This is a genomic window from Methylophilus sp., assembly GCF_008015755.1.
Lineage (GTDB): Bacteria > Pseudomonadota > Gammaproteobacteria > Burkholderiales > Methylophilaceae > Methylophilus.
Window position 1 is genome coordinate 1 of sequence record NZ_SSGF01000036.1, and the last position, 11410, is coordinate 11410.

Here is an 11410-nt window from a genome sequence, read left to right on the forward strand (position 1 = left end):
GGCGAGTTACTTTTCTTTGCTTGCCCAAAGAATAAGTAACCAAAAGAAAGTGCACCCCAGCTTCCGCTTGTATCCTGCGCTACTCGAATTGCCGGGCGTCCATCGAAACTCGCCCTGACAAGCCACACAAGATGTGGCTTGTTGCGGAGCTCAGACAGCCGATGGTCGAAGACTACCGCCAACCCTGCGTTGCTCGGCGCGGCAGATGGGGACCCCGAACACCTAGTGAGCGCCACCATTAATGCTCTTAACAAACCGATCTGTTTTTGAACCGTTCAGATTTCTACAATGTGAGTTTGGCGAGACAAATCCCATTCCATCACGCTGAGTAGCGGAGACAAAATAAGGAAGAAGGGAGCGACTGTTTGAATCCCGCAGCAGCTCACGTTTTGTGTGAGCTGCCAGGTTGAGTTTCGTGACCGCTTATTTTGTTGAGCAACGCAAGGGAGCCTTTAGGCCGTGATGGCTGGGTGCCCTCTTCTTTGGTTACTTTCTGAGGGGCAAGCATCAGAAAGTGACTCGCCGGCTAGGCGAAAAGAAAAGTATTGAACACACATATAAATTAAACAGTTCCCTTGACCATTCTCCCAAACCCACGTAAATTCTATAACCTTATGAACAAGCAATTCCTCCAATCTACAGTTGTGGTGATGAACCGAAAAGCATTGTGGCTAGTCGCCACATCGTGCTGCGGTTGCTGCTTGTCGTAATTTTTTTGCAACCGCGGGCTCTCCGCGGTTGATCTTGTCATACCCTTCCCGGTGAGCCCCATTGATTCAGGGCTCATAATGAAAGATTCTCCTCATCCGTATTACGGTGCCATGCTGGTATTGGTGTCGTCCGTGGCCATTTCGTCGAAAGCGATCATGGTCAAGCTGGCTTACGTCTATCACATTGATACGGAGACCTTGATTGCGTTGCGTATGGCATTTGCCATGCCATTTTTTATCGGCTTGGGCTGGTGGGCGATGCAACAAGATACACCGCTGACTATGAGCAGCAAAGACTGGCTGTCTCTGCTGGTGCTCGCTATCGTTGGTGGTTATGGCTCGATGTGGCTGAATTTTGAAGGGTTGCGTTATGTCTCGGCCGGGCTGGAAAGGGTGATTCTGTTTATTTACCCCGCACTAGTGGTAGCGATGAGTGCGGTATTCCTCAAACACACGATTACGCGTCGCGAGTGGTTTGCCATGGTGACTAGTTATGTGGGGGTGGTACTTGTGGTTTGGCATGATGTGGCGCTGGCGGGGCTGGATTCTGCCGATACACTTTATGGTGCATGGTTGGTTTTGCTGAGCGCGATTGTCTACGCGGGGTATTTGCTGGTGAGCGGCCAATTAATCCCTAAATTGGGTGCCAGCCGCTTTACTGCGATGACCATGAGCCTGGCGGCGCTTGCCAGTGCTAGCCATTTTGCTGCGAGAGGCTCATTTTCGCAGGTGACAGCATTGCCAAACGCGGTGTATGTGCTGGCTTTTTTAATGGCGCTGATTGCCACGGTATTGCCGTCGGTACTGATGAATCTGGGTATACACCAGCTTGGTAGCCGCAAGGCGGCCTTGATTAGTGCGATTGGGCCGGTAGCGACGATTGTGCTGGCTTATCTGTTTTTGGGAGAGTCGCTCTCCTGGATACAGGGCATGGGCACTGCGCTGGTGCTGGCCGGGGTGATGGCGGTGAGTCTGGATAAGCAGCCACGGCCCCATGAAGCCGCCGCTGCCGACGCTTAATCTGTTGATCGTGAGATGCGTTGCCAATCAAAGAATGGGCCGGGGTCGGTTTTGCGCCCCGGTGCAATGTCTGAATGGCCGACAATATGTTGGATCGGATAGCGTTGCTGCAACGCATGGATCAGGGCTTGCAGTGTCACGTACTGCGCATCTTCAAAGGCTTCTATGTCACTGCCCTCTAATTCAATGCCGACTGAAAAGTCATTGCAGCGTTCGCGGCCCTGCCATTGCGAGAGTCCGGCATGCCATGCGCGCTGATTGCAACTGACAAATTGTAATAACGCACCGGTGCGGCGAATCAAAAAATGTGATGAGACCTTGAGATGCGCAATCTCAGCATAATAGGGGTGTTCTTGCGGGTCTAGCTGGTTGGTAAATAATTGCATAATGCCCTGACCACCATACTGGTTGGGCGGCAGGCTGATATTGTGGATCACAATCATATCCACTTCGGTCGGTGGTGGTCGCTCATCCTGGTTGGGCGACAATAGCCATTGCGCCGGGCTGGCGAGGCCAGCGGTATCAATCTGGATAGCAGAAGCGGGTGTGTGCGACATGCAAACATTGTAGGTGAATTTGGGCGAATTGCGTTATGATTCCGCCCGCGTGCACACGTTTGTCACGCACATGCGCGCCAGGCGGTGGCCGCATGCAAGATTGATTGCCGCCAGACAGGAACAGTCATGGTTTTTTTACAATTATTGCTTATGTTGCTGCTGATTTTGGTGGCAGCTGAAGTTTTCACCAATGCGCTCGAGCATTTAGGCGAAAAGCTGGGGATTTCCGAAGGCGTCACCGGTTCTATTTTTGCGGCGGTGGGCACGGCCTTGCCGGAAACGCTGGTGCCATTACTGGCCATTTTCTCCTATACCTCATCGACTGGCGACAGCCATGCCGGGCACGATATTGGTGTTGGGGCCATTTTGGGGGCGCCTTTAATGCTGGCGACACTGTCTATCAGCTTGATGGCACTCTCCGTATTGAAGCGTCGTGGCGCGCATGGGCATATCCGTCCTGAGCGCACTGGCCTGATACGCGACCTCAACTTTTTTATTCTGGCCTTTATTTTCGCCACCATCGCCATGTTTATTCCGCACACCGAGGCATTGGTGCGCTACGGCATCAGCATCCTGATGATTTTGACCTATTTTGTGTATGTGCTGATGACCATTAAAGCCTCGAAAGGCTTGGTGGAAGAAGGCCATGCGACTGAGGCTGAAGATGTCATGATGCTATCGCGTCTGGGTCTGCCAACCAATATGGTGACCATCGTATTGCAACTGTTGATCGGCCTCGGCTTGTTGATTGCAGGCGCCAAAGGCTTTATCAACGAGGTAGAAACCGCGGCGGCGATTTTAGGCGTCTCTGCCTTGCTGCTGTCTTTGCTGATTATCCCGATTGCGACTGAATTGCCTGAAAAGGTGAACAGCATTTTGTGGATACGCAAAGGTAAAGATACGCTGGCGTTTGGCAATATCACCGGCGCTATGGTGTTTCAGGGCACGTTGTTGCCAGCTATCGGTATTATGTTGACTGACTGGGCACCCCGGCCAGAGGTAGCGTTAGGCATTTTGATCACCTTGCTGGCGGCCATTTGGGTGCGTTACCGCATCGCCAAAGGTGGCTTATTGGTGTGGCATTTACTGGTAAATGGATTGTTTTACCTGGCGTATCTGGCGATTGTGTTGAGCTAGACCATAGATGTTAAAAAGGGCGACTTGTAGTCGCCCTTTTTATTGTCTGACTTATTCGTCGTCGCCTTCCGTGTCATCGAGGTCGGCATCCTGTTCTTTGGATAAGCCAAGTTTGGACAATCGATAGCGTAGGGTACGGAAGCTGATGCCCAATAATTTAGCCGCCGCCGTTTTGTTATTATTGGTTTTCTCCAGCGCCTGCAAAATCGTGCGTTTTTCAATATCTTCCAGGTAGTCAGATAAGCTGATATCCATAGGCAGCATGGTGCCGCCTGGCGTCGCCTGGGCCATTGGCTGGCTCTCGCGTGGCGGCGTAGCCGCGAGAATGGCCGGAATTGGCTGGCTGGGTTGTTCCAAGCTAGGGGCATTCCATGGCAGCACCGGCTTGTCGCTCAGGCTGGCTGGCATCTCCTCCAGAGACAGGTCTTCCACCGTAATAGTGGCGCCATCACATAAGGCCAGTGCGCGCTCCAGCATGTTTTCCAGTTCGCGCACATTGCCATGAAAAGGCAGTTGCTGAATATATACTTTGGCTTCATCTGCAATGCTCGGGATGCTAATGCCCTGCATCAGGCATAGTTTGCCAAGCAAGCGCTCAGTGAGTTCTGGAATGTCTTCAGGCCGCTCGCGCAAGGCGGGCATTTTGAGTTGAATCACGTTCAGGCGATAGTATAAATCCTGGCGAAACTCACCTTTTTCCATCATGGCGTTCAGGTTTTTGTGCGTGGCAGAAATAATGCGTACGTCTACCGCTTCTTCGCTGGTATTGCCGACGACGCGCACCTTTTTCTCCTGAATTGCACGCAACAGTTTTACCTGCATCGCCAGTGGCAAATCTGCAACTTCATCGAGAAACAGGGTGCCGCCATTGGCCGCCTGAAATAGTCCCAGCGTGTCCTGGATTGCGCCGGTAAATGCACCTTTTTTGTAGCCAAAAAATTCGCTTTCCATCAGGTTTTCCGGGATCGCGCCACAGTTCACGGCGATAAAAGACTGGTCTTTACGCGAACTGTTGAGGTGTATCAGCCTGGCCGCCAGCTCTTTACCGCTACCAGACTCGCCGCTGATATACACCGGTGCCTGGCTCCGTGCCAGCTTGGCAATCATGGTGCGCACATAACCCATGGCGGGTGACGCACCAATCAGGTCTACCGTATTGGCGCCTTGGGATTCTTTCTGTGAGGACAGTTTGAGCGCGGACTCGACCAGTGGCCGTAACTGCTTGAGTGAGATTGGCTTGGTGATGTAGTCATAGGCGCCCGCTTTCAATGCCGAGACCGCATTTTCTGCGCTGCCATAAGCGGTAATGACCGCCACTGGTAAGCCCGGGAACTGCGCATTGATGTGTTGCACCAGCTCTAGCCCCAAGCCATCCGGCAGGCGCATATCTGTCAGGCACAGGTCATAACTGAATGAGCCCAGCATGTGTTTTGCATCGGTCACCGAGCTGGCGCTTTCTGCCTGTATGCCCATGCGCTCCAGCGTCAGCACCACGAGTTCGCGGATATCGGTCTCGTCATCGACCACCAGACAACGATAAGAATTTGCCATTTAAACGATTACCTTTTTAACTGTCAGTGAAAATTGCGTGCCATTGGCACTGCTGTTGTAATTGAGTTTTGCGCCATTGGCTTCGGCCAGTTCACGCGCGATAAACAAACCCAGACCGGTGCCGGTTTTTTCGGTGGTCATAAAGGGTTCAAATAGGTGCGGCTGAATTTTCGGGTCTAGTCCGCTGCCGTCATCTTTGACCAGCAAGTGAATAAACTGGCCGCTTTTATCGCCTACCACCTTCAATTGCAAACTTTGGGCATGCTGCTGGCTATGTCGCCAGCCATTTTTACATAAATTCCACAAAATCTGGTTGATATGTCTGCGGTCAAAAACGATGACACTCTCTTTGGCAGGCAAGTCTAGCGTAAAGTGGTTGAGGTCTATTTTTTCGACGGCACAAAATTGCTGATAAAACTCTTGTACAAAATGGTTGATATTGAGCTGTTCCTGATTGGTGCGGTCGCGGCGGTTGAGTTCCAGTACATCTTTGATGATTTGGTCCAGGCGCTGCACATTGTCAGAAATAATTTGCAACATGCGCTGGGTGCCAGGCTGTTGTGAGTCTTCCTGCATTAACTGGGTCGCGTGGCTGATGGCGCTGAGCGGGTTGCGTATTTCATGCGCAATATTGGCGGTCAAGCGGCCAAGCGCAGCCAGTTTGACCTGATGTGCCTGCGTTTGAATCTGCGACCAGTCTTCAATAAAAATCACCACACCATTATCAATACTCTCTGAAATCGGGTGAAAACGGATGCCCAGGTCACGATTGTTGATGCCAAGTTTGATGGCGTCTGAGGCGGCGAGTTTGCTGGCGGGTGAAGTTTGCAGCAATGGCATGACGGCAGGCATCAGCTCTGCGAGCGGCGTTTGCAATTGAATGGCGGCTTGAAGTGTCATTTCTTCCAGCCCCAGCAGCTTACAGGCTTGCAGGTTGTAGTGCTTGAGTTGCTGGTGCTGGTCTATCACCAGCACGCCGTTGGGCATTTCTTGCGTAATCAGCGCATTGGTTTTGGCCAGGTATTCGATATCCTGGCCGCGCTGAGTGGCCAGGTTTTCACTGCGTTGCATGCGCGCGGTTAATGTTTGCGCCAGCCAGGCGGTAGCGAAACAACTTAGCGAAAGCACCACCGCATTGCTAAAATCATTGAGCGGCAGGTTGCGATGGACGATCTGGAAGGTGTTTTCGAGCAAAATGCCGATGGTCGCAATCGCCGCGTAAAACAGCGCAAAACGGCCATCGCTAATCAGGCCGGCAAAAATAATATTGATAATCAGCAATAAGCCGATGCCGCTCTGGTTACCTGGCAAAAAGTGCATCATCAGCACCAAAAACATGATGTCCAGGCTGGTTTGGATTTTTAATGCCAGGCCGCGTTTGCATTGCAATGACTCAAAGCTGACGCTGACTGCAATCGCGTATAAGAAAAAAATTAGCAGTAGCCAGAATGAGAGAGAAGGCTCAGACGGGGCGTTTCTAAAGTAGGGCCAGAGCTGGCTGCCAAAAAGCATGCCCGAGGCGCCCAGGCGAAACAGGCTGTAAAGCCGCAGGTGCTGGCTGTCCGGGGTTTTTTCTGGCGCAGTGATATTGATGGCCATTATGCAGTTGACTCCATGCTAGCGCAGATAGCGATGCAGGCAGGGTGTAGGTGCGATGGATTGAGCAGGGTCATAGAATTTATTTTTTTAATCGTCATAAAGGTGGCCGAACTTTCGCTGCTATCAGGCTTATTCTAACAGTAAATAAATTTAAAACTGATATACTCGCAGGCGACAGGGAGATAAAACGGTGCATATTTCTGTGATGACATCTCATCATTCACAACAATGTCGCGAAAAAAGCACGTGCATCAGTGGCAAGCACTGGTGATCTCGGGGAAGAGGATTTGTAGTGGCGAGTGCGCAAGAAATATCGGATTTTTTACGTCAGGTTGAAAAGCGGGCATTCAGGCAAACTGCGTATGCGGTGCGTGATGACCATGCTGCGTTGGATATTGTGCAGGACGCCATGCTGAAACTGGCAGATAAATACGCCAGCAAACCGGTTGAAGAATATCCTATGCTGTTTCAGCGTATTTTACAAAATACCATGCGCGATTACTGGCGTCGGCAAAAAGTACGCAACCTGTGGACCACGCTGTTTTCGTCTTTTGGCCAATCTGAAGATGAGGATTATGATCCACTGGAAACCATAGAGGTTGAAAGTACAGACAGCAACCCAGCCGATCAGCTGGAGCGGTCGCAAATCATGGCCCTGATCGAAAAGGCATTGGCAAAATTACCTTTACGTCAACGAGAAGCATTCGTGCTGCGTTATTGGGAAGAGTTGGATGTTGCTGAAACGGCAGCGGTCATGGGATGTTCAGAAGGAAGTGTCAAAACGCATTGCTCAAGAGCGGTCAGTGCGTTATCTACATTGCTAGAGCAGGCCGGGATCGGATCCCGCAAGTTACAAAAAGGAGTGAAGCCATGAGGAAACAACGTCATCTAGAAGACGACTTGCCTACCCCTCTGCGCGAAGGTGTTGAGTGGCTGAAGCAAGATGATCGCCCGTTGTCGGCCGAGGTAGAAACACGTCTGGCAGATGCGCGCCAGGCAGCGTTGAAGCGGTTTGCTGAATCAAGCGAAGCTGGCCCGGCTTGGGTAGATGTGTTGTCTTGGGCGTCTTTCGGGCATCCGCGTATGGCCGGCATGGCGGCTTTGTCCGTATTTTTTGCGGTTGGGCTGTTTGTGTTGTCGGCCAGCCATAATGATGATGCCTTGTTGTTGAGCGATGATTTGCCGGTTGAAGCGTTTGTCGATAGCGGCTTTGACGCCTGGCAGTATTCAGAAAATATTTAATACTTTGGCTAACTTGAAAGCAAGTGTTTGTCGTGATTGAGAGAACAATGCGTCAATGGAATAATGAGAAATGATGCGAAATCATTCTGTATTACTAGGGTGGGTAATGTGTGCGATGTGTGCAAGCAGCGTTTTGCCTGTGCACGCTGGTGCGGTTAGCCAGGATTCAGGTCTGCGCTGGGTGGCCATGGCAGATATCGGTGCGATCAAGAATGATCTGTCGCCCGCCGACCCTGCTGCCAATGTGACATGGGCGCACCTGACAGATCAACAGCGTGCTGTGTTATCACCGTTGGGCAGTGAGTGGGATAGCTTGCGCCCATGGCAGCGTGAGAAAATGCTCGATATTGCCAAAGAGTACCCGAAAATGGATGCGCAAAAACAGCAGCGTATTCAGCATCAACTGGTGAAATGGAGTCGCATGACGCCTTATGAGCGCGAAAATGCGCGTAAGCGTTATCAGCAGTTTCAGAGTTTGAGCCCTGAGAAAAAAGAAGTGTTACGCAAACAATGGAAAGAGCATAAGCAAAAAGCGGCGATTACCGAGGGCTATGACCCTGAGTTTGACGGCGCAGAGCATTAGTTGCACGGAAGTGCTGACAATAAAAAACCCGCAATATTCGCGGGTTTTTTATTAACACCTGTTGCGTGGTTGATTGTTTTCAACACGCATTGACTGTGCTCATTAGTTGGCTTCGTCACCCAGTGTTTTGCTCATGGAGAGCCCTGTCAGCACAATGCCGCCATCGTTGTGGGAGGTCAGGGTGCTGTAGTTATGTTCCATCCATTTTTTGATGCGTCTAGCGTCGCCGATACGGGTTAATTTGCCAACCGAGTCCAGCAAGACCAGAATTAATGGTTCGCCCGCAATGGTCGCTTGCATCACCAGGCAGCGTCCAGCTTCGCTGATATAACCCGTTTTAGAGAGGCCGATTTCCCAACTGCTGTTGGTACTCTCACGTACTAATGCATTGGTATTGTGGAAGTGTATCGGTTGACGTCTGCTGCCAACATTCAAGTCGTAGTCGGAGGTGGTGGTAATTTGACGAATCAGCGGATATTGGTAAGCCGCGTGTACCATTTTGGCCAGGTCCATGGCGGTGGAGACATTGTTGCTGGTCAGGCCAGTAGAGTCTTCAAAGTGCGTATTCATCATGCCTAGGCTGGCGGCTTTGGCATTCATATCTTGAATAAAACGTGCCTTGCCGCCTGGGTAGTTGGTAGCCAATGCCGAGGCAGCGCGGTTTTCAGAGGCAATCAATGCCAGATTTAACATGTCTTCGCGCGTCATGGTGGTGCCGACTGGCAGGCGTGAAGAAGTCCCTTTCAGGTAATCCACGTCCATGTCGGTAATCGAGACCTGGTCATTTAAATTCAGTTTTGCGTCCAGCACGACCATGGCCGTCATCAATTTAGTGACTGAGGCAATAGGGGTAGGTGTATCCAGGTTTTTGGAATAGATGATTTCGTGCGTGTTCTGGTTCATCACCAAGGCTTTGGTGGAGGCGATCGACAAATTGCCGTTGCCAGCCGATTTGCCAGAAAAAGAATCAAACATTTCTGCGTCAACCGCTGGTCTGGCTGATTTTCTGGCATGCGAATGTAGTTTTACCGGGCGCATGGATTTGGTTTTTTCGGGATTGACGCGGTATTGAGAAGAGCGTGTGCTGTATTTTTTACTCTTCGCCGTCGAAACCGTCTGTTTTTTTGAAGGTGACTTGGCGATGGCTTGACCCGCAGGTGCGAAAGCGATGGAACACATTAGCAACACTTTAAGACAATGCTTGAAAAAACTCATAATCAACCTTCCGAAAACCCGACTCATTATTGCCCAGTTATTATTCAGAGTCAATCACTTATCGCAATTTTCTAGTGTAAAAAATTAAACCGCTTTATTGACCAACTTTAATAAGTTTTGGTGCGTTTCACAGACTGTGGCACAATAATTATCTATTAAACTTTTGATTTTTAAATCATATGTCAGCAGGCTTGAAATACTTCTTTTCTAAAGACCACACTTGGGCAGCGCAGTCCGAAAGTGGGGCTTGGTTGGTGGGTATCACCGATTACGCACAGAATATGCTCGGCGATGTGGTCTTCGTAGACCCGCCAAAGGTGGGTCAGACGGTAGAGCAGTTCAGTGTGTGCGGCTTGATTGAGTCAGTGAAAACCGGCTCGGATATTTATGCGCCGCTCACTGGTGTGGTGCAGGCGGTGAATGAAGAGGCCTTGTCTTCGCCCGAAAAAATCAATGATCACCCGTATGATACCTGGTTGTTTACGCTGGCGGCAGATGCCAGAGGCGTGGAGTCTTTGCTGGAGCAGGCGGCTTACGACGCGCAGCTGTAAGGGGTTATTTTGTAGTGGCAGCCTTAATTCACTTTTTTGATTTTGAGTGTTGGCTCGGCGTATAGCAAATTTGCCAGATGCAAGGTCACCGGTTTGTTGGGCTGCGCCTGGCTGCCGAGTGTCAGCATGTTGTGGTGTATGTTGAGGTCGCGACTGGCCAGTCCTAAAAAAAACAGCATGGTCAGCATAAAGGGTAATTTGAGAGAGAATTGTTGCATATCGAGCTCCTTAAAGTCTTTTCAATTCAAATACATCGCGGTGCTTTTGATGATTTGTCACGCGAATCAGCGTATAATTTGCGCTTGGTGAAATTTTTCCAGCAAGTTGTCCTTCAGGTTGTGTTAACAAATGCCTATCTACGATTTTCAATGTACCGCGTGTGGTTACCAGCAAGAGCTGATGCGCAAGGTGTCTGCGCCCTCTGTTGAGGTGTGCCCAAAGTGTGCGCAACAGACGTTTAGCAAGCAGGTGTCTGCGCCAAACTTTCAACTGACTGGCAGTGGCTGGTATGCAACTGACTTTAAAAACAGCCAATCGAAAACCAGTAGCCCAGCGGCTGAATCTCCCCCGGCCACTGAAGCCGCAAAGTGCAACCCAGGCTGTGCCTGCCATTAAAAATCAAGACGCATGAAAAAATATTTCATTACAGGGTTGCTGGTGTTGGTCCCACTGTTTATTACGGTGTGGGTGCTTAAAACTTTAGTGCAAACGCTGGACCAAAGTTTGCTGTTATTGCCTGTTGCCTGGCGTCCGGAAACCTTGCTGGGCGTGGATATTCCTGGGTTTGGTGTGATCCTGACCGTGGGTATCGTGCTGGCGACTGGCCTGGTTGCCACCAATATTTTTGGCCAGCAATTGATTGAGTTGTGGGAAGGCTTGCTGATCCGCGTGCCGGTGGTGAAATCCATTTACTCCAGCGTCAAGCAAGTGTCTGATACGCTTTTTTCTGACTCTGGTAATGCTTTCCGCCAGGCGCTGCTGATTGAGTATCCGCGCCAGGGGTCATGGACCATTGCCTTTTTAACCGGCACACCGGGCGGCGATGTCGCGAATCATCTGCAAGGCGAGTATGTCAGCGTCTATGTGCCAACCACGCCTAACCCGACCTCTGGTTTTTTCCTGATGCTACCCAAGTCGGATGTGATAGCGCTCGACATGAGCGTCGATCAGGCCTTGAAATACATCATTAGCATGGGTACAGTGGCGCCCTTGCCTAAACATCATTAACCGCAACACACTTTAAAA

13 protein-coding genes are annotated in these 11410 nt (G+C 50.7%); 8 read left to right on the forward strand and 5 right to left on the reverse strand.

Annotation, left to right across the window (positions count from 1 at the left end):
* Positions 1-788: 788 nt before the first annotated feature.
* Positions 789-1730 carry a DMT family transporter gene (locus E6Q52_RS12480; RefSeq protein WP_292822527.1) on the forward strand — a complete coding sequence of 314 codons (942 nt, stop codon included), beginning with the start codon at positions 789-791 and terminating at the stop codon, positions 1728-1730.
* On the opposite strand, the gene ampD is transcribed toward E6Q52_RS12480, so the two are convergent.
* The gene (ampD, locus tag E6Q52_RS12485; RefSeq protein ID WP_292822529.1) at positions 1727-2287 is read right to left on the reverse strand and encodes a 1,6-anhydro-N-acetylmuramyl-L-alanine amidase AmpD; all 561 of its coding nucleotides are present in this window, start codon (positions 2285-2287) and stop codon (positions 1727-1729) included. The two genes, E6Q52_RS12480 and ampD, sit on opposite strands and share 4 nt — an antisense overlap.
* Before the next feature lie 126 nt (positions 2288-2413).
* Between ampD and E6Q52_RS12490 the strand changes: the two genes are divergently transcribed.
* Positions 2414-3424 carry a sodium:calcium antiporter gene (locus E6Q52_RS12490; RefSeq protein WP_292822531.1) on the forward strand — a complete coding sequence of 337 codons (1011 nt, stop codon included), beginning with the start codon at positions 2414-2416 and terminating at the stop codon, positions 3422-3424.
* Between the two features lie 51 nt (positions 3425-3475).
* Here E6Q52_RS12490 and E6Q52_RS12495 read toward each other — a convergent pair whose 3' ends face one another.
* A complete protein-coding gene (locus tag E6Q52_RS12495; protein WP_292822533.1) occupies positions 3476-4975 on the reverse strand; it encodes a sigma-54 dependent transcriptional regulator in 1500 nt (499 codons plus the stop codon).
* The gene (locus E6Q52_RS12500; RefSeq protein WP_292822535.1) at positions 4976-6574 is read right to left on the reverse strand and encodes an ATP-binding protein; all 1599 of its coding nucleotides are present in this window, start codon (positions 6572-6574) and stop codon (positions 4976-4978) included. It lies immediately after the preceding gene.
* Positions 6575-6866: 292 nt separating this feature from the next.
* Between E6Q52_RS12500 and E6Q52_RS12505 the strand changes: the two genes are divergently transcribed.
* From E6Q52_RS12505 to E6Q52_RS12515, 3 genes are all read left to right on the forward strand, one after another.
* A complete protein-coding gene (locus tag E6Q52_RS12505) occupies positions 6867-7448 on the forward strand; it encodes an RNA polymerase sigma factor (protein WP_292822537.1) in 582 nt (193 codons plus the stop codon).
* On the forward strand, positions 7445-7816 hold the full coding sequence (locus tag E6Q52_RS12510) for a DUF3619 family protein (RefSeq protein WP_292822539.1): 372 nt from the start codon (positions 7445-7447) through the stop codon (positions 7814-7816). Before E6Q52_RS12505 ends, E6Q52_RS12510 begins: the two co-directional genes overlap by 4 nt.
* A gap of 139 nt (positions 7817-7955) precedes the next feature.
* Positions 7956-8399: a DUF3106 domain-containing protein gene (locus E6Q52_RS12515; protein WP_292822586.1), complete on the forward strand. Its 444-nt coding sequence runs from the start codon at positions 7956-7958 to the stop codon at positions 8397-8399.
* 102 nt (positions 8400-8501) lie between these two features.
* Here E6Q52_RS12515 and pbpG read toward each other — a convergent pair whose 3' ends face one another.
* On the reverse strand, positions 8502-9578 hold the full coding sequence (gene pbpG, locus E6Q52_RS12520; RefSeq protein ID WP_292822541.1) for a D-alanyl-D-alanine endopeptidase: 1077 nt from the start codon (positions 9576-9578) through the stop codon (positions 8502-8504).
* A gap of 215 nt (positions 9579-9793) precedes the next feature.
* On the opposite strand from pbpG, the gene E6Q52_RS12525 reads away from it, so the two are divergent.
* Complete coding sequence (locus E6Q52_RS12525) at positions 9794-10165, forward strand: glycine cleavage system protein H (RefSeq protein ID WP_292822543.1); 372 nt, start codon at positions 9794-9796, stop codon at positions 10163-10165.
* 23 nt (positions 10166-10188) lie between these two features.
* On the opposite strand, the gene E6Q52_RS12530 is transcribed toward E6Q52_RS12525, so the two are convergent.
* On the reverse strand, positions 10189-10383 hold the full coding sequence (locus E6Q52_RS12530; protein WP_292822545.1) for a hypothetical protein: 195 nt from the start codon (positions 10381-10383) through the stop codon (positions 10189-10191).
* Positions 10384-10513: 130 nt separating this feature from the next.
* Between E6Q52_RS12530 and E6Q52_RS12535 the strand changes: the two genes are divergently transcribed.
* Entirely contained in the window at positions 10514-10780 is a 267-nt protein-coding gene (locus E6Q52_RS12535) for a zinc ribbon domain-containing protein (protein ID WP_292822547.1), read from the forward strand.
* 12 nt (positions 10781-10792) lie between these two features.
* Entirely contained in the window at positions 10793-11392 is a 600-nt protein-coding gene (locus E6Q52_RS12540) for a DUF502 domain-containing protein (RefSeq protein ID WP_292822549.1), read from the forward strand.
* Positions 11393-11410 lie beyond the last annotated feature (18 nt).